General features: G+C 64.5%; 23 protein-coding genes. 13 read left to right on the top strand and 10 right to left on the bottom strand.

Going from position 1 to position 23,947, the window contains the following annotated elements:
* On the bottom strand, window positions 1–266 hold a 266-nt coding region (locus AC0L3U_RS29270), incomplete at its 3' end, for a hypothetical protein (RefSeq protein WP_473364129.1).
* A gap of 239 nt (window positions 267–505) precedes the next feature.
* Between AC0L3U_RS29270 and AC0L3U_RS29275 the strand changes: the two genes are divergently transcribed.
* From AC0L3U_RS29275 to AC0L3U_RS29285, 3 genes are all read left to right on the top strand, one after another.
* A complete protein-coding gene (locus tag AC0L3U_RS29275) occupies window positions 506–1,585 on the top strand; it encodes a calcium:cation antiporter (protein WP_473348579.1) in 1,080 nt (359 codons plus the stop codon).
* A gap of 61 nt (window positions 1,586–1,646) precedes the next feature.
* Window positions 1,647–2,762 carry an efflux RND transporter periplasmic adaptor subunit gene (locus tag AC0L3U_RS29280; RefSeq protein WP_473364130.1) on the top strand — a complete coding sequence of 372 codons (1,116 nt, stop codon included), beginning with the start codon at window positions 1,647–1,649 and terminating at the stop codon, window positions 2,760–2,762.
* Complete coding sequence (locus AC0L3U_RS29285; protein WP_473364131.1) at window positions 2,759–5,848, top strand: efflux RND transporter permease subunit; 3,090 nt, start codon at window positions 2,759–2,761, stop codon at window positions 5,846–5,848. The genes AC0L3U_RS29280 and AC0L3U_RS29285 overlap by 4 nt, the downstream gene beginning before the upstream one ends.
* Window positions 5,849–5,916: 68 nt before the next feature.
* Here AC0L3U_RS29285 and chrA read toward each other — a convergent pair whose 3' ends face one another.
* Complete coding sequence (chrA, locus tag AC0L3U_RS29290) at window positions 5,917–7,302, bottom strand: chromate efflux transporter (RefSeq protein WP_473364132.1); 1,386 nt, start codon at window positions 7,300–7,302, stop codon at window positions 5,917–5,919.
* The gene (locus tag AC0L3U_RS29295) at window positions 7,302–8,120 is read right to left on the bottom strand and encodes a chromate resistance protein ChrB domain-containing protein (protein WP_026233570.1); all 819 of its coding nucleotides are present in this window, start codon (window positions 8,118–8,120) and stop codon (window positions 7,302–7,304) included. The genes chrA and AC0L3U_RS29295 overlap by 1 nt, the downstream gene beginning before the upstream one ends.
* Before the next feature lie 194 nt (window positions 8,121–8,314).
* Between AC0L3U_RS29295 and dmeF the strand changes: the two genes are divergently transcribed.
* The 3 genes from dmeF (at window position 8,315) to AC0L3U_RS29310 (ending at window position 11,129) form a co-directional block, all read left to right on the top strand.
* Window positions 8,315–9,265, top strand: a complete 951-nt coding sequence (gene dmeF / locus AC0L3U_RS29300; RefSeq protein WP_473364133.1) for a CDF family Co(II)/Ni(II) efflux transporter DmeF — start codon at window positions 8,315–8,317, stop codon at window positions 9,263–9,265.
* A 71-nt stretch (window positions 9,266–9,336) separates the two neighbouring features.
* A complete protein-coding gene (locus tag AC0L3U_RS29305) occupies window positions 9,337–10,167 on the top strand; it encodes an N-acyl homoserine lactonase family protein (RefSeq protein WP_473364134.1) in 831 nt (276 codons plus the stop codon).
* Between the two features lie 83 nt (window positions 10,168–10,250).
* Window positions 10,251–11,129 (top strand): DMT family transporter, encoded by an 879-nt coding sequence (locus AC0L3U_RS29310; RefSeq protein ID WP_473364135.1) that lies wholly within the window; start codon window positions 10,251–10,253, stop codon window positions 11,127–11,129.
* On the opposite strand, the gene AC0L3U_RS29315 is transcribed toward AC0L3U_RS29310, so the two are convergent.
* Together AC0L3U_RS29315 and AC0L3U_RS29320 are read right to left on the bottom strand one after the other, a co-directional pair.
* Window positions 11,126–11,317: a hypothetical protein gene (locus AC0L3U_RS29315; protein ID WP_354128887.1), complete on the bottom strand. Its 192-nt coding sequence runs from the start codon at window positions 11,315–11,317 to the stop codon at window positions 11,126–11,128. The genes AC0L3U_RS29310 and AC0L3U_RS29315 overlap by 4 nt on opposite strands.
* Before the next feature lie 31 nt (window positions 11,318–11,348).
* Window positions 11,349–12,506, bottom strand: coding sequence for an MFS transporter (locus AC0L3U_RS29320; RefSeq protein ID WP_473364136.1), 1,158 nt, complete (start codon window positions 12,504–12,506; stop codon window positions 11,349–11,351).
* Window positions 12,507–12,669: 163 nt separating this feature from the next.
* On the opposite strand from AC0L3U_RS29320, the gene AC0L3U_RS29325 reads away from it, so the two are divergent.
* Window positions 12,670–13,929 (top strand): adenylate/guanylate cyclase domain-containing protein, encoded by a 1,260-nt coding sequence (locus AC0L3U_RS29325; protein WP_473364137.1) that lies wholly within the window; start codon window positions 12,670–12,672, stop codon window positions 13,927–13,929.
* A gap of 114 nt (window positions 13,930–14,043) precedes the next feature.
* On the opposite strand, the gene AC0L3U_RS29330 is transcribed toward AC0L3U_RS29325, so the two are convergent.
* Window positions 14,044–15,288, bottom strand: coding sequence for an MFS transporter (locus AC0L3U_RS29330; protein WP_473364138.1), 1,245 nt, complete (start codon window positions 15,286–15,288; stop codon window positions 14,044–14,046).
* Between the two features lie 167 nt (window positions 15,289–15,455).
* On the opposite strand from AC0L3U_RS29330, the gene AC0L3U_RS29335 reads away from it, so the two are divergent.
* The gene (locus AC0L3U_RS29335; protein ID WP_473364139.1) at window positions 15,456–16,808 is read left to right on the top strand and encodes an Nramp family divalent metal transporter; all 1,353 of its coding nucleotides are present in this window, start codon (window positions 15,456–15,458) and stop codon (window positions 16,806–16,808) included.
* Here AC0L3U_RS29335 and AC0L3U_RS29340 read toward each other — a convergent pair whose 3' ends face one another.
* The 4 genes from AC0L3U_RS29340 to hemB all read right to left on the bottom strand — a co-directional run bounded on the left by AC0L3U_RS29340 (window position 16,809) and on the right by hemB (window position 20,135).
* Window positions 16,809–17,156 (bottom strand): hypothetical protein, encoded by a 348-nt coding sequence (locus tag AC0L3U_RS29340; RefSeq protein WP_473364140.1) that lies wholly within the window; start codon window positions 17,154–17,156, stop codon window positions 16,809–16,811.
* A gap of 71 nt (window positions 17,157–17,227) precedes the next feature.
* Window positions 17,228–18,004: an arginyltransferase gene (locus AC0L3U_RS29345; RefSeq protein WP_007603416.1), complete on the bottom strand. Its 777-nt coding sequence runs from the start codon at window positions 18,002–18,004 to the stop codon at window positions 17,228–17,230.
* Window positions 18,005–18,167: 163 nt separating this feature from the next.
* Complete coding sequence (locus AC0L3U_RS29350; protein WP_473364141.1) at window positions 18,168–18,707, bottom strand: RDD family protein; 540 nt, start codon at window positions 18,705–18,707, stop codon at window positions 18,168–18,170.
* 366 nt (window positions 18,708–19,073) lie between these two features.
* Window positions 19,074–20,135 (bottom strand): porphobilinogen synthase, encoded by a 1,062-nt coding sequence (hemB, locus tag AC0L3U_RS29355; protein WP_473364142.1) that lies wholly within the window; start codon window positions 20,133–20,135, stop codon window positions 19,074–19,076.
* Window positions 20,136–20,257: 122 nt separating this feature from the next.
* Between hemB and AC0L3U_RS29360 the strand changes: the two genes are divergently transcribed.
* The 5 genes from AC0L3U_RS29360 (at window position 20,258) to glyA (ending at window position 23,925) form a co-directional block, all read left to right on the top strand.
* Complete coding sequence (locus AC0L3U_RS29360) at window positions 20,258–20,755, top strand: DUF6163 family protein (protein WP_007611119.1); 498 nt, start codon at window positions 20,258–20,260, stop codon at window positions 20,753–20,755.
* 407 nt (window positions 20,756–21,162) lie between these two features.
* Entirely contained in the window at window positions 21,163–21,681 is a 519-nt protein-coding gene (gene ldtR, locus AC0L3U_RS29365; RefSeq protein ID WP_007603420.1) for a transcriptional regulator LdtR, read from the top strand.
* Window positions 21,682–21,883: 202 nt separating this feature from the next.
* Window positions 21,884–22,120, top strand: coding sequence for a hypothetical protein (locus tag AC0L3U_RS29370; protein ID WP_456764032.1), 237 nt, complete (start codon window positions 21,884–21,886; stop codon window positions 22,118–22,120).
* Between the two features lie 37 nt (window positions 22,121–22,157).
* The gene (locus tag AC0L3U_RS29375) at window positions 22,158–22,379 is read left to right on the top strand and encodes a hypothetical protein (RefSeq protein ID WP_007603423.1); all 222 of its coding nucleotides are present in this window, start codon (window positions 22,158–22,160) and stop codon (window positions 22,377–22,379) included.
* Window positions 22,380–22,626: 247 nt separating this feature from the next.
* Window positions 22,627–23,925 (top strand): serine hydroxymethyltransferase, encoded by a 1,299-nt coding sequence (gene glyA, locus AC0L3U_RS29380; RefSeq protein WP_456764033.1) that lies wholly within the window; start codon window positions 22,627–22,629, stop codon window positions 23,923–23,925.
* Window positions 23,926–23,947 lie beyond the last annotated feature (22 nt).

Here is a 23,947-nt window from a genome sequence, read left to right on the forward strand (position 1 = left end):
ACCCCGGGCGTCAGGACCACACGACTTGTTCGTCCGCGCACGTCCTCGCATGTCGCTTCGAGTGCTGGCGTGTGCTCACACCCGAAGCCATGCGAAGACGCTTTCGGCATCGTGTCGTAGGCACGAAAGCCATTGCTCGCAGCCGAAGCCGCCCTGCAATGCCTGTTATGCCCGACGCCGTCGCGTCCATCGCTGCCCAGCCCGCGGTTCGTGACGATCGCGATCCGCCCCTTGTCTCGGGCCAGGGTGTATCGCTTGTACGTCAAATCCGAATTTCGGTAAAGTGGAATATTTTTGCCAGGTGCACTTGACTGGCCAAGGCGGCACACTTTCGCAGTGTTTCGCCCTTTGGCGCACCGCGCTCCAGGGAGGCGTCTGGAGCTATCCGCCAGAAGCAACATTGTTCCGAAATTGTGATGCGATGTCTTTTGGCCATGCCATTTCCTGAGTATGATGCAACTGAAGAGTCTCACACCTAGCGGGGACACGTTCAGGGAGAGTCGCCATGGCTGTAGCAGGGACAGCTCGGTGGACGTGGATTTGGCCAGGGCTGGCGTGGGGCGTCCTGTTGATCAGTTTCGTTCTCGGCAAAGGCGGGGTCATCGACGCCGCCGCCGGAGCGGCTCTGTTCGGCACGGTCTTCGCCGCCGTGTATCACGCCGAGGTGGTCGCTCACCGCGTCGGCGAGCCGTTCGGCACGCTGATCCTGGCGTTGGCCGTGACGGTGATCGAGACGGCGCTCATCGTCTCGGTGATGATCGGCGCGCCTGCCGAGAAGGCCGGGCTGGCCCGCGACACGGTTTTCGCGGCAGTCATGATCGTCTGTAACGGCATCGTAGGTGCTTGTCTGCTGTGGGGCGGCGTGCGCCACCATGAACAGGGCTTCCAGGCGCAAGGCGCCAGTGCCGCTCTCGCCGTGCTGGTGGCTCTCACCAGCCTCACGATGGTGCTTCCGAACCTTGCAGCCCAAGAGCTCGGTCCGCTGTACAACACCTCGCAGCTCATCTTTGCCGCGCTTGCGTCCTTGATTCTGTACCTCGCGTTCGTCTTCGTTCAGACGGTCAGACACCGTGACTATTTCCTAGCCGCGAAAGGTGCCGCGGCCGACGAGCATTCGCCTCCTCCGGACAAGGGAACGACCAGCCTGAGTGCCGCTCTCCTCGTCGTCTCCCTTGTGGCCGTCGTGGGGCTTGCGAAAGTCCTTACCCCCAGCGTGGAGCGCGCTATCGATTATCTCCAGGTCCCTAAGGCAGTCGTCGGCACGATCATCGCCGCACTCGTTCTTCTTCCGGAGGCAGTGGCGGCCATCAAGGCGGCGCAAAGCGACCGGCTTCAGACCAGTCTCAACCTCGCCCTCGGCTCGGCGCTCGCGACCATCGGCCTGACCATTCCCGCCGTCGCGGCTGTCTCGATCGTCATGGGATATCGGCTCGAACTCGGGTTGGACATAAAGGATTTGGGGCTGCTCATGCTCACGCTGCTGTTGAGTGTCATCACACTCGGCACCGGGCGGACCACGGTGCTGCAGGGCGTCGTGCATCTGGTCATCTTCGCCGCGTTTCTGTTTTTCGCGGTAGTGCCGTGAGCTCGCGGAACGACGCCGCCAGGCCGAAGGATCAAATTCGATAGGATTCGAGGAGCGCTCGATGATCCGACATCTTACGCGATTTGGCATCTTGACGCTCCTTGTCGTCGGCTTGCAGGGCTGCGGGGAAAAGAAGAAGGAGGCGAGCGAACAGCCGGTCCGCGGTCTGCGCGCCTACAAGGTGGCCGCGACGGCGGAAAGCCGCGTTCGGCGCTTCCCGAGCGTTCTGCAGCCGGCCGACGTCAGCAGCCTCTCCTTCGAGATCGGGGGCCAGCTGAAGGCCGTCGGCCTCACCGTCGGCCAGAAGGTGCAACTCGGCGACGTTCTTGCCGAAATCGATCCGAGATCGCTGCAGAGCCAGGTGGACCAGGCCAGCGCGGGCGTGCAGCAGGCGCAGGCGCAGCTCGACAACGCCCAGTCCGATTTCCAGCGCAAGGAAGAACTCCTCAAGCGCGGCGTCGCGACCCAGGCGGCTTTCGAGCAGTCTAACGCCACCTTGCTCAGCTCGAGAGCCCAGCTCGACCAGGCGCGCCGCCAGCTCGAATTGGCCGATCAAAACCTTGATCGCAGCAAGCTGCTGGCTCCCTTCGCCGGGACCATCGCTCGCGTGGAGGTCAAATCCTTCGCGCAGGTCGCTGCGGGGCAGCCGGTCGCTACCCTCTACAGCGACGACAGCTTCGAAATGTCCTTTCTGGTGCCGGCCGCGACCTTCCAGAGCCTGAAGGTCGGGCAGAAGGTGGCCATCAAGGTCGCCGATAAGCCCGATCTTCCGCTCAAGGGCGAGATCAGGGAGCTCGGGTCCAAAGCCGAGCAGGTATCGGCGTTCCCGGTTGTGGTCAGGCTGGACAACAATGCCCCTGGTCTGAACGCCGGTATGTCGGTCGAGGTCGCGATCGAAGAACCGTTGGTCGTGGGCCGCAGCGGGTTTCTCGTTCCGCTCACCGTGCTGGTGCCCGAAGGCGGAAAGGTCCTGCAGAACACCGGTACGGTGTTTCGCTACGACGAGGCAAGTTCGACGGTGAAGAAGAGCACCGTCACCGTTGGCGGGATCCGGGACAATCGTCTCGTCGTGGTGGAGGGCGTCAAGGCTGGGGACGTCCTCGCCTCGGCAGGGGTGTCCTACCTCTCGGACGGACAAAAGGTGAAGCTGCTTCCGTTCGAGGAGGCGGGACCGTGAATCTTCTCACCCGGTTCGGGCTGGCGCGGTCCCGATTCACGATCATGGCCATGATCGGTCTGCTGATTGCCGGCATCGGGCTCTATCCGAACTTCCCTAAACGCGAAGACCCGGTCATCGTCATCCGGACGGCGGTTGTGTCGGCCCTTTTTCCGGGCATGGCGCCCGAGCGAATGGAGAATCTGGTCGCCGTTCCCGTCGAGCGAAAAGTACGCGAGCTCGCTGAGGTCAAGGACATCCGAACGCTTGCCGGCGAAGGATCCCTGACCATCTATGTCGACCTGAAGGACGAAATCGCGAACGTCAACGCCACCTGGCAGCGACTGCGCGACAAGATGGCCGACGCCAAGATCGAGCTGCCCGATGGGGTGGTCGGACCGTTCGTCAACAGCGACTTCGGCGATGTCGCGATCGCGACCATCGCCATCACAGGGGAAGGCTTTTCCCCCCGCGAACTGAAGGACGCGGCCGAGGACTTTCGGAAGAAGCTCTATCAGATCGGTGGCATCTCAAAAGTGGAGCTTCACGGCGTGCAGGACGAGCGGGTATGGCTCGAGCTCGATACCCGGAAGATGGCCGCCATCGGCGTTCAGGTTAACGCGTTGATCAAGGATCTTCAGGGACAGAATGTCGTGCTGCCGTCCGGCAACATCAACGCCGACGGCACGCGCCTTCTGCTCGAGACCTCCGGCGATTTTCCAAACGTGCGGGCGATCGAGACCATGCTCACGCGGGTCGGGACCACCGACAGCCTGGTTCGGCTTGCCGATATCGTCACGGTCCGCCGAGACTACGTCTCCCCGAAGGTCAAGCCGATCTATTTCAATGGTCGTCCCGCCGTGGTCCTCAGCGTCATTATGCAGCCGGACCAGGACGTCACGCAGCTTGGAGTCAAGCTCCGCGCGGCCGCAGGCGATTATGAGGAGCGGCTTCCGATCGGCTACGCCGTCTTCTTCGCGACGTACCAGGCCGATCAGGTCAGCGCCTCCGTCAATTCCGCCCTCTCGAGTGTGGCCCAGACCTTCGTCGTCGTGGCAGTGCTGGTGATCGTTTTTCTGGGCCTGCGGGCGGGCACTATCGCGGCGATGATCGTTCCCTTCGCCGTGATGTTTTCGTTGATCGGCATGCGGGCGCTGGGGATCGCGCTGGAGCAGGTCTCGATCGCGGCGATCATCATCGCGCTCGGTCTGCTGGTCGACAACGGCGTCGTGATCGTGGAGGACATCGTCAGCCGGATCGGCCGCGGAGTGCCTCCCGAAGAGGCCGGGCTCGCCTCCGGAGAGCAGTACGCGCTGCCGCTCCTGATCTCCTCGATCACCACCACCGCTGCGTTCCTGCCGCTCATGCTGCTATCGGGCGCGTCTGGCGAGTATGCGTTTTCGCTGGCGGCCGTGGTGGCGCTCACGCTCGGCGGCTCCTGGATCACGGCGATGTACATTCTTCCCGCCCTGACCGTGTGGCTGATCGGCCGGCGGGCCGGATCTGCTGAGGAGGATGCGGCGCCGCCTCGCCTGCAGCGGCTCTATGCCTCCGCGCTCGGCTCGGCCTTGCGCTTCTCTCCTATCGTCCTGGCCGGTTGCATTGCGCTCGTCGTAATTGCGCTTACTCAATTCCCGCGCATCCCGAAGGAGATGTTTCCGCTCAGCGAACGTAGCCAATTCCTGATCTACATGAATATGCCTGACGGGACCGACATCTCGCAAACGGAAGATCGCGCGCGCGAGATCGAACGGTGGCTCGGGGACAGAACGGCCAATCCGGAGATCTCCAGCGAAATCCTGTACGTGGGTGACGGCGGGCCGAGATTCTATCTCACTCTGACCCCAGTCCCGCCGGATCCGGCGTCCGCGTTCTTCCTTGTCAACACGACGGACTACCAGGCTGCGGTGCGTGCGGCCGATCGTGCCTGGAAATACCTTTATGCCAATCACCCGGAAGCAAGCTTCAAGATCAAGCGGCTGGCGATGGGAGCCGTCGAATCGGGCGTCGTGGAGCTGGAGATATCGGGCCCGGACGGTGACCGGCTGCTCGCTTTCAGCGAACGGGTTCGATCCCTGTTGCAGGCGGCGCCGAACGTCCGTGAGAACGATGACGACTGGGGCAACAAGATCGTCAAGGTGGTCGTCGAGATCGACCAGGACCGTGCGCGCCAGCTTGGAGTCACTTCTGAGGAAGTCACTCGGCTCCTGAACACGTATTTCACCGGCACCGCGGTGTCCATCTACCGGGAAGGCGACAACTCGATCCCAATCGTGCTGCGCGCCGGCGCGCACACGTCGCAGAGCCTGGAAGGCCTCACCAACGCCACCTTCGCAAAGAGCGGCGGCCTCATCTCGCTGGCGCAGGTCGCGAGGCTGAAGCCGGGGTTCGATTTCGCGCGGATCCGCCGCAAGAACCAGGAACGAACGATCACGGTGACCGCCCGCAGCACCTCCCTGACGGCCGGGCAGCTTTTGGAAACGATTCAGCCCAGGCTCAACGAGATGGACATTACTGGGGGATATCACGTGACCGTCGGCGGCGAGATCCAGAAAAGCGCGGAGACGAACCAGAAGCTCGCTGCGGGCTTTCCGATCGCACTTGCAGTGATGGTGCTGGCGATCATCCTGCAGTTCAACTCCTTCCGGCGCACGTTTCTGACGTTCATGAGCATACCGCTCATCCTGATTGGGATTCCGTTCGGCCTGCTGGCGGCCGGACAACCGCTCTCGTTCTTCGGCACCCTCGGCATCATCAGCCTGTCGGGCATCATCATCAACAACGCCATCGTTCTGATCGATCAGATCGATATCGAGCGAGAGACGCTTCCGCTGCGGGAAGCCATCGTAGCTGCGTCGGGAAAGCGTCTTCGTCCGATCCTCCTGACGTCGGCCACTACGGTCCTTGGGCTCGCACCCATGGCCATCTCCGGCGGCGCGTTGTGGCAACCCATGGCGGTGCTCATGATGTCCGGGCTTGCTGTCGCCTCGCTCCTGACCCTGTTCTTCGTTCCGGCTGGATATTTCGTGCTTTTTGGGATTCCTTCTCCCGGAGGCAAGAAAGCCGTTTTCAAATTCAGTGCCGGTCCTAGCTCACGTTCCGGTTGACGCAGCCGAACTCGGTTTGGCCCATTTTGCGACCTCATGGAGGCAGCCTTTAAGCCGATGCTTGGAGGCTAAATCAGCCCCGCCAGCCGCAGCGCCACACCCGCAGCGCAGCTGCCGGCGAGCACCGTCAACATCCCCAGCTTGAACCGAAAGATCGCGGTTGCGGCTGCGATCGACAGCACGAGCGCGGGGAGATCGACGCTCGTCAGCACCGGCATGTCGAAGGCAAACGGGAAGCTGTGCACCGGCACGGTCTCGCGGAACAGGGTGTGCAGCGCGAACCAGATCGAGAGGTTCAGGATCACGCCGACGACGGCAGCCGTAATCGCACTGAGCGCACCGCCGAGGCCCTTGTTGCCGCGCAGCCGTTCGACGTAGGGGGCGCCTACGAAAATCCAGAGGAAGCAAGGCGTGAAGGTGACCCAGGTCGCGAGCAATCCGCCCAAGGTAGCCGCGAGCATCGGCGACAGGCCGCTGGCGTCGCGGTAGGCGGCCATGAAGCCCACGAACTGAAGCACCATGATCAGCGGGCCCGGCGTGGTCTCGGCCATGCCGAGGCCATCGAGCATCTCGTGCGGCTTGAGCCAGTGATAGTGCTCGACCGCCTGCTGGGCGACATAGGCCAGCACCGCGTAGGCGCCACCGAAGGTGACCAGCGCCATTTTCGAGAAGAACAGCGCGATGTGACTGAAGACGTTGTCCTGTCCAACAGCGAGCAACAGCGCGATCACCGGCACCAGCCAGAGCGCCAGCCACAACGCGCCGACGCGAATCGTGCGGACGGTGTTGGGGCGGACATGCTCGGGCACAGCGTCGCCGAGCATGCTGTCGATCACGGCGCTGCTGCCGGCAGGGCCGTGACCGGCCGGCGCGAATTCCGGACGGCCCTGTTTGGCGCCGATATATCCGATGATGCCGGCGGCGATGATGATGACCGGGAAGGGGATCGCGAAGAAGAAAATCGCGACGAAGGCGATCACGGCGAGCGCGATCATGATGCGGTTCTTCAATGCTCGCTTGCCGACGCGCACCACGGCCTCGACGACGATAGCGAGCACGGCGGCTTTCAAGCCGAAGAACAGCGCCTCGACGAAGCTGACATTGCCGAAGGCGGCGTAGACATAGCTGAGGCCCATGATGGCGATGATGCCGGGTAGAATGAACAGCCCGCCAGCCATCAGGCCACCGGCGGTGCGGTGCATCAGCCAGCCGATATAGGTCGCAAGCTGTTGTGCCTCCGGGCCCGGCAGCAGCATGCAGTAATTGAGCGCGTGGAGGAAACGGGCTTCCGAGATCCAGTTCTTCTCCTCGACCAGGATCCGATGCATGACCGCGATCTGGCCCGCGGGCCCGCCAAAACTCAGGCAGGCGACACGGAGCCAGACGCGAAAGGCCTCACTGAAGCTGACGCCGTGACCGGCATCAGCTCCTGCTTCGATCGTACGGGTATCCATCAAGCCTTCGCCTTGTTGGTCGGCCAGTTGTGGGTCTCGGACGTGGCGTCACGGCACCAGCGATAGAAGGCGTCGTAGAGCAGCATGCCGGCCTCGAGCTGTTCGAGGTCGTCATCATACATCCGCGACAGCCCGAGCGAAGCTGCGAGCAGGCCGGGGGCCTCCGGCGCAAGGTCGGGCCGCCCGGTGTCGGCGCCGCGCACCAGCGTTGCGAGCCGGAGCAGCGCCGGCGCGGCAATCCCGAACTCCTCGATCATCACGTCGAAGGTGCAGAGCTCGCCACGGTGGCTCCAGAACACGTTCTCGATGTCGAACGGGGCCGCCTTGAAGCGTTCGCCGACGGCGACCACTTCGGACGGAGCTACGAACAAGAACACCGCATTGGGATCGACGAAGCGGCGGATCAGCCAGGGGCAGGCGATGCGGTCGACCTTGGGCCGCGCCCGCGTCACCCAGACGGTGCGTCCCTTGGCGTCGCGCGGCGGCAGCTTGCGGGTGTCGAGCAGCGGCAGCTTTGCGTCCTTCCAGCCCTCGAAGCCGCCTTCCAACGTCTCGGCCTGGACCCCAAGCTGCCTGAGCCAGGCCGCCGTGCCCTGCGCGAGCTTTGCGCCGCGCAGGCAGGAGACGATGGCGGTGCGGCCCGCGAATTCGGCACCCCATTCCGGAACATTGTCGTGGCTGAGCTTGATCGAACCCGGGATCAACCGCCGGTCGGCGGCAAAATCCTCGTCGGTGCGCACGTCGATCAGGGCAGGGGCGTTCGCCGTGCCGATCAACCGTGCCAGTTTGTCAGATGATATCGTCGTGTAGGAAGACATGATGCGCCCTCGTGAAAACAACGGGACGCGATACTTGGGCATGTCGCCTCGTGGGGAGATCGCTCAAATCCCCATGGCCTTCATTACACCGAAACGGCACCGACCTGTCAATCGGCTCATTCCGGCGATTTTGCCCAGAAGACTCGCAGGTCTATATTAGGGGTCAACGGCCCGGGCCTTTCGGAGACTTTGCGATGCATTCCCATTCCATCGAACAATGGACTCATGACCACGCCTTCCTGGGCGACAAGCACGACGAGAACGAGCGGCGCACCTGGCTCGTGGTCGTGCTGACGCTGGTCATGATGGTCGGCGAGATCGTCGCCGGCTCGCTGTTCGGCTCGATGGCGCTGCTCGCCGACGGCTGGCACATGGGCACGCATGCGGCGGCGCTGGGGATTGCCGCGTTCGCGTATCGCTTTGCGCGGCGGCACCTGGGGAGCTCGCATTTCAGCTTCGGCACCGGCAAATTCGGCGATCTCGCCGCCTTCGCCAGCGCGATCATCCTCGGCCTGATCGCGGTCGAGATCGCCTATGAGAGCGTGCTGCGGCTGATCAATCCGGTGCCGATCGTCTATGGCGAGGCGATCGTGGTCGCTGCCCTCGGCCTGTGCGTCAATCTCGCCAGTGCCTGGCTGCTCCGCGATAACCATGGTCATCACCATCACGGCCATGCGCATGATGATCACGATGATCATGACCATGATCACCACCACCATCATCACGACAACAATCTCCGCGCGGCCTATGTCCACGTCATGGCGGATGCGGCGACCTCGGTGCTGGCGATCGCCGCGCTCGTGGTCGCCATGTATTCGGGACGGGCCTGGGCCGATCCGGCGGTCGGCCTGATCGGCAGTGCCGTGATCGCAAGCTGGGCGTTCGGCCTGATCAAGACATCAGGCGCGGTGCTGCTCGACGTGCGCGCCGACGAGAAGCTCGAGCGTGTGATCCGGGCGCGTATGGAGATCGGCGACGACCGCGTCACCGATCTGCATCTGTGGCAGGTCGGCCCCGGCCATTGCGCCGTGCTGGTGTCGGTGGTCTCGGACAAGCCGAAGCAGCCGGCGGTCTATAAGAAGCGGCTCGCCGGGCTGAAGGGGCTGAGCCACGTCACGGTCGAGGTCGAGACTTGCCCACATTGAGGCGGGAATTCTGCGAACTGGCCGGGGTTGACCCTCGGTCACAGCCGACAATGGCTGCAAGGGAGGAACGAATGACGTCAAGGATCACGCTCGCTCTCACCGTCGCCGCGCTTGCTCTGTCCGGCCATGCGGCGCTGGCGCAATCGGAAAAGACCGGTGTCGAAAAGCTCTACGTGCTCAATTGCGGGGAGGGCACCGCCGGCGACATCTCGCGCTGGACGCCCGGCCTCAACGAGGGCAAGACGATGGACTTCGTCGACAGCTGCTATCTCGTCAAGCACGCCAAGGGCTGGTTCCTGTGGGACACCGGCATCACCGACGCAGTCGCCGCGATGCCCAATGGACTTACGCCCGCCGATCCCAAGGCGGTGACCTGGCGGCGGCCGAAGACGCTTGCCGCCCAGCTCGAACAGCTGGGCCTCAAGCCGGATGACGTCAAGATGATGGCCGTCTCGCACACCCATCCCGACCACACCGGCAATGTCGAGCTGTTCCCGCAAGCCACGCTCTACGTGCAGAAGGCCGAGTATGACTGGCCCGGCGCCAACAACGAGCCGCGATTCAAGCCGTCGCATCCGGTCGAGCTGCTTGCGGGCGACAAGGACGTGTTCGGCGACGGCAGCGTGACCATCCTGTCGACGCCCGGCCATACACCGGGACACCAATCGCTGCTGGTGAAGCTGCCGAAGACCGGCGCCGTCGTGCTGTCGGGCGATGCGGTGCACTTCAAAGACAACTGGGACAACCGCCGTGTGCCCAGCATGAACGCCAACAAGGACCAGAGTGCGGCCTCGATGCAGAAGATCGCCGACACGCTCGGGAAGGAGAAGGCGCAGCTCTGGATCAACCACGACAAGGTCCAGCGCGACAGCCAGAAGATGTCGCCGGAGTTTTACGACTAACTTCCCGCGACGCCCCTGTTGCCACTACGGTGGCAGCAGGAACGTGCTAGCGCCCTCAGCAGGCTCCGCAACGGGAGACGATTGTGGGTGAGTGGGCCGGGGTTGCGATCGCGCTGGCGTCGAGCAGCCTTGGCGGCACTGCCGCGGCGATCACCCGCTATCTGGTCGGCGGCGCCGATCCGATCCTGCTCGCGATCCTGCGCTGGGGGATCGGCTTTCTCTGCCTGCTGCCGTGCGCGGTTCTGCTCGGCGTGCGCTGGCCGCGGCGGTCCGACTGGCCGGCCGTGGCGCTGCTCGGCATCTGTTTTTTCGGCCTGTTCTTCATCCTCTACAACATCGCAGTCTCCTACACGACGGCCGCGCGCGCCAGTCTCGCGCTGGCGACGCTGCCGCTCCACACCATGGTGGTTGGCGCCATCCTCGGCGTCGAGCGGCTGACGGCGCGCAAGATCATTGGTGTCGGCATCGCCGTGCTCGGCGTGGCGGCGGCGCTGGCCGCGGGCCTGGCGCAAAGCCCGCCCGGGGCTTGGCGCGGCGAGCTGATCATGACCGGTGCCGTGTTCTGCATGGCGTTCTACAACGTGCTGTCGCGGCCGCTGATGCAGCGCTCCAGCCCGCTCGGTTTTCTCACGGTCGGCATGGGTGCGGGCGCCGCCGTGCTGGTGCTGGCGGGTCTGGTGAAAGGGAGTTTCGCAGCGCTCGGACACTTCACGATGGGGCAGTGGATTGCCGGCATTTATCTTGGCATCGGGGGCGGCGCGCTCGCCTTCATTCTCTGGGTCATGGCACTCGCGCGCGCGACGCCGACGCGCGTCGCCAATACGATGACGGTCAATCCGATCGCTGCCACCTTGCTTGCCGCGCTGCTGATCGGCGAGCCGATCACGCCAAATCTGCTGATCGGGCTGGTCGCCGTGTTCGCCGGCATCTGGATCGCGACCGGCGAAACGTTGACGGTTTAGCTGCGCGGTGCGGTCACGGCGGGCGGACTCGCGTCCGGCGCCTTCTTCGGCTTCAGCGAACCGGCGTAGAAGGAGATCAGCCAGACCAGGATGATGGCGAGGAGATAGACACCCCAGGCCTGCGGCGGCGTGGTCGCCCAGCGCAGGAGGCCTTTGAATGTGCGGGGCGGGCGCGTGTCTTCGGTCATGCTGCGCTTGTGCGCGAAAGCTCCCGCCCGGTCAATCCGGCCGCGGTTGCGCGCGGATCATGAACAGCGCGGCCAGGGCCGAGAGGCTGAGTGCGGACGAGACGATCAGCACCTTGGCGCCCATGACGTCGATGAGCAGGCCAAAGGCCAGCGGCGCCACGGCCTGCGCCATCCGTGCCGGCGCGCCGATGATGCCGAGGCGATAGCCGAAATCCTTGGGGCCGAAGATCGACAGCGGCAGCGTGCCGCGCGCGATGGTCAGGATGCCGTTGCCGGAGCCGTGGAACAGCGCAAACGCACTGGCCGCGGCGCCGCCGAAGATCGCCACGACCACCGCACCGATCGGGTGGGTGAGGCAGGCGAGCCGCGTCGACCACAGCGGATGAAAGCGGCTGAGGAAGCCCGCTTCCAGAACCCGCGCGGCGACTTGCGCGGGGCCGATCAGCGCGCCGGCCGCGATCGCCTCGACCGGCGTAGCGCCGGTGGTCTCCAGGATGCGCGGAAAATGCGCGGCCATAGCGCCGGTGACGGTCCAGACCGCTGCGAAGACGAACGCGAGCAGGATCATGGTGCGGTCGAGCGGCAGATGTGGCTTCACCGCTGTCGCCGCGGCCTGCCTTGCGCCCTTGATCGTCGGCAGCAGGAAGAAGTTGAGTGGCAGGCCGATCAGGATATTGGCGGCGGCCCAGGCGAAGCAGGTGTCGCGCCAGCCGATATGGGCGAGGCCCCAGGCGGTGAGCGGCCAGCCGACGGTCGATGCAAAGCCCGCCATCAGCGTGATGCCGGTGATGGGCCTGCGCGCCTCGGTGCCGTAGATGCGGCCGAGCGCGGCGAAGGCGGCGTCGTAGAGCCCCATCGCCATGCCGATGCCGAGCACCAGCCAGGCCATCGCCATCACCGCCACGGATTGCGAGAGGCCAAGCAGAATGAGGCCGGCGGCGATGGTCAGGTTCGACACCGAGAGGACCTGCCGGCCGCCGACCAGATCGATCTGTCGCCCGATGCGCGGGCCGAGCAGCGCCGAGATCACCAGCGAGGCCGAGAACGCGCCAAACACCCAGTTGGAGGAGATGCCGAGATCGCGCGCCATGGGATCGGCGAGCAGCGCCGGCAGATAGTAGCTGGAGGCCCAGGCCAGGGTCTGCGTGGTACCGAGCGCCAGGATGATCGGAAGCTGGCGCTGGCTCATATCCCCGTATTTCTGATCGGCGGTGTCATCGTTCGCATTTGCCGCCCGAGGCGGGAGCGCGTCAACAGCGTCCGCGACATATGCGACCTGCCGCGGGTGGGAGCCTTGACGCAAGGTCCGCGCGCCGCCTTTCGCTCGTCACGAATGCACGGCATAATGGCGCATGCAATTGACCTCGCGACTTGCGCTGATGAACTGGTTGGCCGGCCAGGGGCTCACCGGCCTGCCCGAACCCGAACTGCTGCGCGGCTTCTGCGAGCGCTGCCGCGCCGAGGGGCTGGAACTCTCGCGTGGGCTTGTCGTGATCGATACGCTGCACCCGATCTACGAGGGACGCGCCTTCCGCTGGAGCGATACGCCGACCAACGAGAGCGACGTGGTCGAATACGGCTCGACGGCCGAGGGCGACGCGGCCAACAATTGGCGCCGGTCGGTGTTCTATCATTTGCTCGAGCATGGTCACGACAAGATGGTGATCGACCTCGCCGACGCGCCCTCGCTCGATTTTTCGCAGATCGGCGAGCTCGCCGAAACGGGGCACCGCCATTTCCTGGCCTTTGTGCACCGCTTCGGTGAGACCGGCGCGCTCGGGCAGATGGACTGCCTCTACTCCTCCTGGACAACGCGGCGCGAGGTTGGCTTTACCGACGCCGAGCTCACGGCGCTGCGCGATCTCGTGCCGGTGCTGGGGCTCGCGATCAAGTCGGCGCAGCAGGTCGACATCGCGCGCACGCTCGGCCGCGTCTATCTCGGACGCGATGCGTCAGAGCAGGTCTTGAGCGGACGTATCTCGCGCGGCGTCACCGAGCGCATCAACGCCGTGCTGTGGTATTCGGATCTGCGCGGCTCGACCGGAATCAGCGAGAGCATCGGCCCCGACGAGATCATCCCGTTCCTCAACGACTATGCGCAGGCCGTGATCGATGCGATCCACGACGCCGGCGGCGACGTGCTGAAGCTGATCGGCGACGGCGTGCTCGCGATGTTCACCGGCGAGGACATGGCGCATGCCCGGCGCGCGGCGCTGCGCGCCGAGCATTTGTTCCGCAAGAACGTCGCGGCGCTGAACCTGCGGCGGGGGGCCGAGGGCCGTCCCACCACGTCCGCCTATATCGGCCTGCATGTCGGCGAGGTCTTCTACGGCAATATCGGCAGCGAGGACCGGCTTGATTTCACCGTGGTCGGTCCGACCGTGAACGAGGTCAGTCGCATCGCCTCGATGAGCCGTTCGGTCGATCGCGAGCTGCTGGCCTCGGCGGAGTTCTACAAGGGCCTCGACGCCGCCGGCCGCCGCTACCTTGTCTCCACCGGCCGCTATGCGTTGCGTGGCATCGGCCGCGCACAGGATCTCTACACGCTCGATCCGGAGGTGGACGCGAGCGAGCCGGTGACGGGCAGCTACGAGCGGTATCTGGCGGGCTAGGCTAGCTGCTTCAACATACTCCGTCATTGCGAGGAGCTCTTGCGAGGAAGCAATCCAGACTGTCTCCGCGGACGGATTCTGGATTGCTTCGCTGCGCTCGCAATGACGGTGCGGCTAACACCGCGCCGCCACCTCGTCGCCCACCATGTCCGGCTGCCGGTCCAGCGCCACCGCGGGCGAGAGCCAGATCACCAGCGCCTGCACGCCGAACACGGCGGCGGCGAGATAGAGGCAGGCTTCCGCGCTCCAGAGGCCGCCGACGATCGCACCCAGCGCCGAGCCGACCGGGCGGGCGCCGTAGCTCATGATGTTGATGGCGGAGACGCGGCCGAGCAGGCGAGGCGGGGTCACTGATTGGCGCAACGTCGTGGTCGAGATCACCCACAGGATCGGCCCGACGCCGAGCAGGAAGAAGCTCAAGGCCGCAAGCCAGGGCGAGGGGATCAGCACCGTCAGCGCCATCACCACCGCCGCGACGAAGCCGGTGACGGGGCCGAGGCCGACGACCGTGCCGAACGCGATGCGCTTCATCACACGCGTGGCGAACAGCGCGCCGATCACCATGCCGACGCCGTACATGGTCAGCACGGCGCCAACACCGGCAGCCGTCAGGCCGAGGTGACGTACGGCGTAGGGCACGAACACCGCGATCTGCAGAAACCATCCGGTGTTGAAGATGAACTGGGTGATGAAGACCGGCCGCAGCAGCGGATGGTGAAACACGAAGGCCGCGCCCTCGCGGATGTCCTGAAACGGATGCCGCCGTGCGGCCGGCGTGCGGGCGGGCTCGTAGATGCCCGAGAGCAGCACGACGGCGATCGCCGATAGCGCGGCCGCAAAGCCGAAGGCCGGGCTCGCGCCCCACCACCCGACCAGCACGCCGCCGAGCGCAGGGCCGCTGGCGAAGGCGATGGTGCGTGCGAGCTCGATCCGCGCATTGGCCGCCGGTAACAGGTCCGAACTCACCAGCGAGGGCACCAATGCAGGCGCGGCCACGCTGTAGACGACGGTGCCACATACGGCGGCAAAGCCGAGCAGCGCCAGCAGCGGCAGATTGAGCGAGCCGAGCGCGAGCAGCAGCACGATCGCTGCAAGGGCCGCGGCCCGCAGCGCCTCGGCGCCCGCCATCAGCGAACGGCGGGAGATGCGGTCGGCCAGCAAACCGGCCGGGATGGCGAAGAGGACGAAGGGCAGGGTCAGCGCGGTCTGGAGCAGGCCGGTCTGGCCTTCGGCGACGCCGAGCGTCAGCACCGCGACGATGGGGGCCGCGGCCAGCGCGATCTGTTCGGCCGACTGTGCCGCCAAATTGGACCAGGCGAGGCGGTTGAATGTCTCGGGGAGGCGCGGGGGAATTGACATGGCTCATTTCCTGCAAAGTCGGGTTGGCGCCACTATCCCCTCCGACCACGGCCAAACCCACCCGCTTCCCGACAGGGGCGGCACATAGCGACCGCCACCGGAACGCACCCGGCTAGATGCAGTTGCAAATGAGTTGCAATAAGGCTCGACTTCGGTATTCTCGCCCCATGGATGCTCGCTCTCCCGATCTGACCCGAGACGCCGCCGGCTGGCGCAACGACGCGCCTGCGACCAAGAGCCTGGCCGAGGTGAATGCCTCGGTCGCCCTCCCCATCGCGGGGGTGTGGTGGCGGCGCCTGCTCGCCTTTGTCGGCCCGGGCTATCTGGTCTCGGTCGGCTACATGGACCCCGGCAATTGGGCGACCGACCTCGCCGGTGGGTCCAAGTTCGGTTACACGCTGCTCTCGGTCATTCTGCTCTCGAATTTGATGGCGATCCTGCTGCAATCGCTGGCGGCACGGCTCGGTATCGTCACCGATCGCGACCTCGCGCAGGCCTGCCGCGCGACCTATTCGCCGGCCGTGAACTTCATGCTGTGGCTCGCCTGCGAGGCGGCGATCATCGCCTGCGATCTCGCCGAGGTCATCGGCACGGCGATCGCCCTAAAACTGCTGTTCGGCATTCCCCTGATCGGCGGCGCGCTGATCGCCGCGCTGGATGCCTTTTTGCTGCTCATCCTGATGAATCGCGGCTTCCGTTTCCTCGAAGCCTTCGTCATCGCGCTGCTCGTCGTGATCGCAGTCTGCTTCACCGTCCAGCTTGCCGCGGCCGCACCGCCGGTTGCCGAGATGCTGAGGGGATTTGTGCCGAAGACCGAGATCTTCACCAATCCCGAGATGCTCTACATCGCGATCGGCATCATCGGCGCCACCGTGATGCCGCATAATCTCTATCTGCACTCCTCGATCGTGCAGACGCGCGCCTATGAGCGCAACGACGAGGGCCGCCGCGAGGCGATCAAATGGGCGACGACGGATTCGACCGTCGCCCTGATGCTGGCGCTGTTCATCAATGCCGCGATCCTCGTCGTGGCGGCCGCGACCTTCCACAAGAGCGGCCATTCCGACGTCGCCGAGATCGGCCAGGCGTTCGAGCTGCTGTCTCCGCTGCTCGGCCTCGGCATCGCTTCGACGCTGTTTGCGGTGGCACTGCTCGCCTCCGGTCTGAATTCAACGGTGACGGCGACGCTTGCCGGCCAGATCGTGATGGAAGGCTTTCTCGATTTGCGCCTGCCGAGCTGGGCGCGCCGGTTGCTGACGCGCGGCATCGCGATCGTTCCCGTGATCGTCGTCACCGCGATCTACGGCGAGCGCGGCACGGCTGATCTGCTAGTATTCAGCCAGGTCGTGTTGTCGATGCAATTGCCCTTCGCCGTCATCCCGCTGGTCCGCTTCGTCTCCGACCGCCGCAAGATGGGCAAGTTCGTAATCCCGGCGTGGGTGGCGGCGATCGCTTGGATCGTTGCCGGCATCATCGTGGTTTTGAACCTGAAGCTGCTCGCGGATACGCTGTTCGGGTGATCAATCAGGGCCGTGGCGGCGTTTCGGCTTGTATGGGCTGAGCGGATTGACGTCGAGGTCGACCTCTTTCACGCATTGCTGACTTTCGCGATGACTTGAGCCGGCGTGCCACTTGCCTGAACGAAGCTCGACCTTCCTCATCTCGGCGATCTTTAGGCACTTCCAGTCGCCTGCGCGAGGAAGTCCTTTGCTGGAGCCGCCAGAGAATTGGAAGGCAAGTGTGTACTCCTCGCCGTTCGTATGGCCCAGCAACGCGGGACAAATGGCGCGCGGGTGACCCTGATACGAGCAGTGCACCTGAAGTCGTTCGATAATGGCCCGGGCGATCAGATCGTAAGTCTGCGACAAGGATACCTCCGTAGTCACTCCTGCTTACGGCCCTTGCATATTGGTCGCCCGCGGGCGAACGGCTATGCCGATCAATCCTGCGGCTCGGAGGCCGCATCGCCCTGTGCGTCGATGCGCAGCCAGCCTGAGGGCGCGAGGCGCTGCTGCGGCAGGAAGCGGGCCTTGTAGTCCATCTTCTTGGAGCCCTCGATCCAGTAGCCGAGATAGACGTAAGGCAATCCCTGCCGGCGAGCGCGGGCGATGTGGTCGAGGATCATGAAGGTGCCCATCGAGCGGCTGACTTCGCCGGGCTCGAAGAACGAATAGACCATCGACAGGCCGTCGCTGAGCACGTCGGTCAGCGCGACCGCGATCAGCTCCTCGCCCCGGCCGGTGATGCCGCTGTCGGGACCGCGCTTGCGGTATTCGATAATGCGGGTTTCGACATGGCTGTCCTCGACCATCATGGCGTAGTCGAGCACGGTCATGTCGGCCATTCCGCCATGGCGGTGACGGGAATCGAGATAGGCGCGGAACACCGAATATTGCTCGGAGGTCGGCACCGCGCTGCGCTGCTCGCCGATGATGTCGGCGTTGCGCGCGATCACCTTGCGGAAGTTGCGGGAGGGGCGGAACTCGTTGGCGATCACCCGGACCGAGACGCAGGCGCGACACTGGTCGCAGGCGGGACGATAGGCGATCGACTGGCTGCGACGGAAGCCGCCATGGGTCAGGAGGTCGTTGAGGTCACCGGCGCGCTCACCTACGAGGTGCGTAAACACCTTGCGCTCGTGCCGGCCCGGCAGATAGGGGCAGGGGGAGGGCGCCGTGAGGTAAAATTGTGGGGTGTCGCGCGAGTGCTGGGTCAAGGGACGTCGTGGGCCTCCAAAATGTGCGTCAGCATCGCGCTACGAAAGCCCCCGGTCAATCGGTCTACTCGGCAGGTCAGGTCGGACAGCATAGCGGGTCCAGGTTGATAGGTTCTTGATCCGGGGTCGTTGATCAGCAGGTCGTTGATCAATAGGTACCTATTCAAAAGGTCCTGGCGCCCTGAGGCACCGGCGCACGAACGGAATTGTTGATCACGACCGTTCCCAGCACGAAATCCTGCAGCAAGCGCCGGCGGCCGTTGAACAGCCCGACCAGCACCACGAAGGGCGACAGGAACGAGACGGTCACCCAGAACAACACGGCGTGGGTGGCGCCCAGCACGAAATAGCCGGGAGCGCCGTACCAGGTGCGCAACTCAAGATCCATCACGCGCATGCCGATGGTCGCGGACGACGGACCGCCGATGCAGGCGCCGTAATAGACGATGGCCCAGATCACGGAGGCCGGCCAGGCCAGCCAGAACAGCGCCCAGCCGATGCCGAGCGTGACCACGCCGAACACCGCGATGAAGAGGTAGCCGAGGATCACCGGCACCGAGATCACGACCATGTCGATCAGGAAGGCGAACACCCGCCGCGTCGCAACGCCGCGGAACAGTTCCGGATGCAGATAGGGATCGTAGGCATGCGGCTGCGCCCCACCGTCATTGCGCCAGGCATTGCCCGAGTCCGAATACGACATGACCGTTCTCCCGAGGGAAACTCCCGTGGCAGGACTCCCGTGGAAAGACATGGGAACAGGCCGTCCGCGTGCCAAGGGCGCCGGGATTAACAAGCCGAAATATTCCGGCGATTCGGGGGCGGCGGAGGTGGGAGGAAAAGGGCGCGCCGCCACACGAATAGTGTCGTCCCGGCGAAGGCCGGCACCCATAACCACGCAAAGCAGTTTGGCGAAGGCTCAGGGGTTGATCGCTTCCCCGGTACCAATACCCCGCGCGCCCGATAGATCACGCGGTATGGGTCCCGGCCTGCGCCGGGACGACATTGGGGCTTACCCCTGCGCGCGGAGCTTCTCCGCGGCCGGCCTTCGCCGGGACGACGTTGGGGCTTACCCCTGCGCGCGCAGCTTCTCCGCCACCTTCGGTGCGAAATAGCTCAGCACACCGTCGGCGCCGGCGCGCTTGAAAGCGAGCAGGCTCTCCATCATGGCGCGCTCGCCGTCGAGCCAGCCGTTGTTGGCAGCGGCCGCGATCATCGCGTATTCGCCGGAGACCTGGTAGGCGAAGGTCGGCATGGCGAACGTGTCCTTCACGCGGCGGACGACGTCGAGATAGGGCATGCCGGGCTTGACCATCACCATGTCGGCGCCCTCGGCGATGTCGAGCTCGACCTCGCGCAGCGCCTCGTCGGTGTTGGCGCTATCCATCTGGTAGGTGCGCTTGTCGCCGGTGAGCGTCTTGGCCGAGCCGATGGCGTCGCGGAACGGACCGTAGAAGGCGGAGGCGTATTTTGCGGCATAGGCCATGATCTGCACGTCAAGAAGCCCGGTGCGATCCAAGCCCTCGCGGATCGCAGCGACGCGGCCGTCCATCATGTCGGAGGGCGCGATGATGTCGCAGCCGGCTTCGGCCTGCACCAGGGCCTGACGCACCAGCACGGCGACCGTCTCGTCGTTCAGGATCTTGCCGTCGGAGATCAAGCCGTCATGGCCGTGGCTGGTGAAGGGATCGAGCGCGACGTCACAGAGAATGCCGATCTCCGGAAACTCCTTCTTGATCGCGCGCACCGCCTGGCAGACCAGATTGTTCGGGTTGGTGGCTTCCGAGCCCTCCTCGTCGCGCAGGGACGGGTCGGTGTAGGGAAACAGCGCGAGGCAGGGGATGGTGAGCTTCATCGCGCGCTCGGCGTCGCGCACGGCCTGGTCGACGCTGAGGCGCTCGACGCCCGGCATTGAGGCAATCTGCTCGCGCTTGTTGTTGCCGTCGATCAGAAACAGCGGCCAGATCAGATCGTCGGTGGTGAGCACGTTCTCGCGCACCATACGCCGGGCCCATTCGGCCTTGCGGTTGCGGCGCGGGCGGACGGTCAGATCGAGGGCAGGGGAGGCCCCGGTGCCGTCCCGGCGCGAGACCTCGCGCAATTCGATCGGACGTCCGTATTTGATCGCCATCACTCTTCCTCCGGCTGGAATTATTCTTATACCAGCTCGCATGGTTCCCGTCACCGCGGGTTGACCTGCCGCAAAAGATGGCAGCCGATTGATTTTGCGGGGCAAAGCAGCCAGAAGGGGGCATGTCCGAGATCTCCACCCGCGATGCGGCCCGCGACAGCACCAGGGACGCCGTCCGAGACAATGCCAGAGACAGCGCAATGTCGGTGGCGGCGATCTCGTCGGAGCGGGCTGAATCCGACGACAATGTCTGGACGCGCCGGCTCGTGCTGTTCCTGCGGGTGATGGCGCTGCTCTCGATCCTCAAGGGTCTCTATCATTGGGCGCAGGTGACGGGCTTCGTCGGCGGCGAGGACGAGGCTTTCGAGAACCAGTCGATGGCCTGGCAGGCCTCGACCATCTACTTCGCCGTGATCGAACTCGTTGCCGCGGTCGGGCTGTGGCTGGCAACGCCTTGGGGCGCCGTGGTGTGGCTGACGACCGTGGTGTCGATGGCGGTGATCGAGCTGATGTTCCCGGGCATCTACGGCGGCAGCCTGGTCGTGGTCGGTGTCGAAGCCTTCATGCTGGCGGCCTATCTCGCGCTCGCCTGGATGGCCGCACGCGAACGGCCGCCATAGCAAACTCTCGTGCCCCGGCTCTGCACCCGGCTTCGCTGTGCTGGTCCGGGACACCAGATTGTCGCGCTTGGTTGACGGTTGGTTGCGTAAAATTCGACGTAAGTTTTCGCTAACCAGCGTGTTCCGCCACAGCTGTTACGCGGCCGTTTCGAAACGGGGCGGGGCTGTTCTGGAATGCGACAATCGCGGCGGACGGAGGGTGAACAGGACCTTGCGAGAGTCAACAGAGAGTTGCGAAAAGTGCTTGTGGCACAGGCTTAATCCGCAATTCACTGTCTTAAATTCATGATCTCTTTATTCTCTTATTTAAGCCGATCTTCAAACGGCGCCCCTTAAGTTGCACCTATCAGACGGGACACAAGTTTCGTCGAATGAGTGTCGATAAAAACGACAACAGGGGAAGTGTCATGATGAAAGCCGTCGCAACTGCGGCAGATACCGCGGAACGCGTCTCCGGCCAGCAGGGTTCGGTGCAGACGCTCTATCTGGAAGCCTTGACTCTGGTGGAGCGGCTGCATCGCCGGCTGCTCGACGTGATCAAGGACGAGTTCGATCGCCGCGGCCGTGCGGACATCAACTCGGTGCAGGCGCTGCTGCTCTACAACATCGGCGACAAGGAGCTGACCGCGGGCGAACTGCGCACGCGCGGTTATTACCTCGGCTCCAACGTCTCCTACAATCTGAAGAAGCTCGTCGAGCTCGGCTTCCTCGACCATCAGCGCTCGCGCGTCGATCGCCGCTCGGTGCGCATCCGCCTGACGCCGCAGGGCCAGGAAGTCCGCCGCATCGTCGACTCGCTCTACCAGAAGCACGTCAAGACGGTCGAGCAGGTCGGTGGCATCTCGGGCGAGGAGTTCTCGACCCTCAACAAGTCGCTGCACCGCCTCGAGCGGTTCTGGACCGACCAGATCCTGTATCGTCTCTGAGTTCTTTTTGACGGGACAAGGCCAAGCCGGCCCGCAACAAGACCGGCAAGCCTCCCGAACGTGCCTCACTTCCCCAAGCGCGCCGGCCCGGCTGTGTCCGGACCGGTGCGTTTCTTCCATTTCGCGGTTGCGAAAAAAATCCCCAACCGGAGGGAACGAGTTCCCGGTTCGGTGCTTATCCCCTTCGATCGGAGGGCGGACGATGCTGGTCGAGCGTGGCGTGGGGGTGATGAACGTGGAACTCGTGAGCGAGGCCTATGCCATCGCCGCGAACTATCTTCGCCGCTCCGGCGCGATCCGCGACACCCTCGTCACCGACGAAAGCCTGCTTGAGATCGTCATCAAGCTGCTCCAGCACGGCGAATTCAACAAGATCAGGTTGGCAAACAAGGCCATCGTCAGGTTCGAGGCGCAGTCCGAGGCCAAAGCGGTTGCCTGATCTCAACTCCCAAACGCGGCAAGAACCAGAGGGTGCCATGGAAGCTGCCATCGACCGGATCATGCATACCTACGATTTGCTCGCCAACCGCACGTCGGCGGCGAGCGCGGAGGCGCGGGAAAAGGTGACTAACTACCTCAATACGTTGATGGAAGCCGGCGAGAAAGACACCCACAGGTTGACGGTTTGCGGCCTCACCTATCTGCGGCAGCTCGACGGCAGCGTGGATCCCGTGAAGGCGGGGTATACCGGGCTGTAGAGGCTGGCCGCTCGCATCCACACGGCCTTTCGAGCCCAAAGCGGGCCTTTCAGGACATGGACGACCGGATACCGCCCCGTCGTCCAAATCCTCCAATCCCACCATATCTTGCATAAATCTCAGGTCCGACCCGCAACTACTTGGCCTGTTGCGGGCGATGTGGTAGATCGCGCACGCCGCTTCCGATCGCCACACCAGACCCGCCCGTAGCCCGCCAAAAGGCTGCGGCGGTGGAGATATTCGCAAGATGACCTTCGCCAAAACCGCCTCCGCGCCCGATTCGTTTTTCACCGCCTCGCTCGAGCAGGCTGACCCGGAAATCGCAGCCGCCATCAAGGGCGAGCTCGGCCGCCAGCGTCATGAGGTCGAGCTGATCGCCTCCGAGAACATCGTCAGCCGTGCCGTGCTGGAAGCGCAGGGTTCGGTGATGACCAACAAATATGCGGAAGGCTATCCGGGCGCGCGCTACTACGGCGGTTGTGAGTGGGTCGACGTCGCCGAGAACCTCGCGATCGATCGTGCCAAGAAGCTGTTCGGCGCCAACTTCGCCAACGTGCAGCCGAACTCCGGCAGCCAGATGAACCAGGCGGTGTTTCTGGCGCTGCTTCAGCCCGGCGACACCTTCATGGGCCTCGATCTCGCGGCCGGCGGCCATCTCACCCACGGCTCCCCCGTCAACATGAGCGGCAAGTGGTTCAAGGCCGCGCACTACACCGTGCGCCGCGAGGACCAGATCATCGACATGGACGCGGTCGCCAAGCAGGCCGAGGAGGTCAAGCCGAAGCTGATCGTGGCCGGCGGCTCCGCTTATTCGCGCGCCTGGGACTTCAAGCGCTTCCGCGAGATCGCGGACAGCGTCGGCGCGTATCTCCTGGTCGACATGGCGCACTTCGCCGGTCTCGTCGCCGGCGGCGTGCATGCCTCGCCGGTGCCCTATGCCCACATCACCACCACCACGACGCACAAATCGCTGCGCGGTCCGCGCGGCGGCCTGATGCTGTGGAATGACGAGGCGCTGACCAAGAAATTCAACTCGGCGATCTTCCCGGGCCTGCAGGGCGGACCTTTGATGCACGTGATCGCGGCGAAGGCAGTGGCTTTTGCCGAGGCGCTGCGGCCGGACTTCAAGGTCTATGCCAAGAACGTTGTCGAGAACGCCAAGGCACTGGCCGAGGCGATGAAGAGCCACGGCTTCGACATTGTCTCCGGCGGCACCGATAACCATCTGATGCTGGTTGACCTCAGGCCGAAGGGCCTGAAGGGCAACGCCTCGGAGAAGGCGCTGGTTCGCGCTGCCATCACCTGCAACAAGAACGGCATTCCGTTCGACCCCGAGTCGCCGTTTGTCACCTCCGGTATTCGGTTGGGCACGCCTGCGGCAACCACCCGCGGCTTCGGCGTCGCTGAATTCCAGCAGGTCGCCGGCATGATCGCCGAAGTCCTCAACGCGATCGCGCAATCCTCCGACGGCAAGGCGCCGCTGGTGGAAGCCGCGATCAAGGAACGGGTCAAGGCGCTCACCGACCGTTTCCCGATCTATCAGTAAGGTCCAAGACAACCGGTCAAGG

This window comes from Bradyrhizobium sp. Kon69 (assembly GCF_055807515.1).

Excerpts from the sequence above, each read along its gene's own strand:
- AC0L3U_RS29275 (WP_473348579.1), top strand. The coding sequence starts at position 506 with ATGGCTGTAGCAGGGACAGCTCGGTGGACGTGGATTTGGCCAGGGCTG.
- AC0L3U_RS29280 (WP_473364130.1), top strand. The coding sequence starts at position 1,647 with ATGATCCGACATCTTACGCGATTTGGCATCTTGACGCTCCTTGTCGTC.
- chrA (WP_473364132.1), bottom strand. The coding sequence starts at position 7,302 with ATGGATACCCGTACGATCGAAGCAGGAGCTGATGCCGGTCACGGCGTC.
- AC0L3U_RS29295 (WP_026233570.1), bottom strand. The coding sequence starts at position 8,120 with ATGTCTTCCTACACGACGATATCATCTGACAAACTGGCACGGTTGATC.
- dmeF (WP_473364133.1), top strand. The coding sequence starts at position 8,315 with ATGCATTCCCATTCCATCGAACAATGGACTCATGACCACGCCTTCCTG.
- AC0L3U_RS29305 (WP_473364134.1), top strand. The coding sequence starts at position 9,337 with ATGACGTCAAGGATCACGCTCGCTCTCACCGTCGCCGCGCTTGCTCTG.
- AC0L3U_RS29315 (WP_354128887.1), bottom strand. The coding sequence starts at position 11,317 with ATGACCGAAGACACGCGCCCGCCCCGCACATTCAAAGGCCTCCTGCGC.
- AC0L3U_RS29320 (WP_473364136.1), bottom strand. The coding sequence starts at position 12,506 with ATGAGCCAGCGCCAGCTTCCGATCATCCTGGCGCTCGGTACCACGCAG.
- AC0L3U_RS29325 (WP_473364137.1), top strand. The coding sequence starts at position 12,670 with ATGCAATTGACCTCGCGACTTGCGCTGATGAACTGGTTGGCCGGCCAG.
- AC0L3U_RS29330 (WP_473364138.1), bottom strand. The coding sequence starts at position 15,288 with ATGTCAATTCCCCCGCGCCTCCCCGAGACATTCAACCGCCTCGCCTGG.
- AC0L3U_RS29335 (WP_473364139.1), top strand. The coding sequence starts at position 15,456 with ATGGATGCTCGCTCTCCCGATCTGACCCGAGACGCCGCCGGCTGGCGC.
- AC0L3U_RS29350 (WP_473364141.1), bottom strand. The coding sequence starts at position 18,707 with ATGTCGTATTCGGACTCGGGCAATGCCTGGCGCAATGACGGTGGGGCG.
- hemB (WP_473364142.1), bottom strand. The coding sequence starts at position 20,135 with ATGGCGATCAAATACGGACGTCCGATCGAATTGCGCGAGGTCTCGCGC.
- AC0L3U_RS29360 (WP_007611119.1), top strand. The coding sequence starts at position 20,258 with ATGTCCGAGATCTCCACCCGCGATGCGGCCCGCGACAGCACCAGGGAC.
- ldtR (WP_007603420.1), top strand. The coding sequence starts at position 21,163 with ATGATGAAAGCCGTCGCAACTGCGGCAGATACCGCGGAACGCGTCTCC.
- AC0L3U_RS29370 (WP_456764032.1), top strand. The coding sequence starts at position 21,884 with ATGCTGGTCGAGCGTGGCGTGGGGGTGATGAACGTGGAACTCGTGAGC.
- AC0L3U_RS29375 (WP_007603423.1), top strand. The coding sequence starts at position 22,158 with ATGGAAGCTGCCATCGACCGGATCATGCATACCTACGATTTGCTCGCC.
- glyA (WP_456764033.1), top strand. The coding sequence starts at position 22,627 with ATGACCTTCGCCAAAACCGCCTCCGCGCCCGATTCGTTTTTCACCGCC.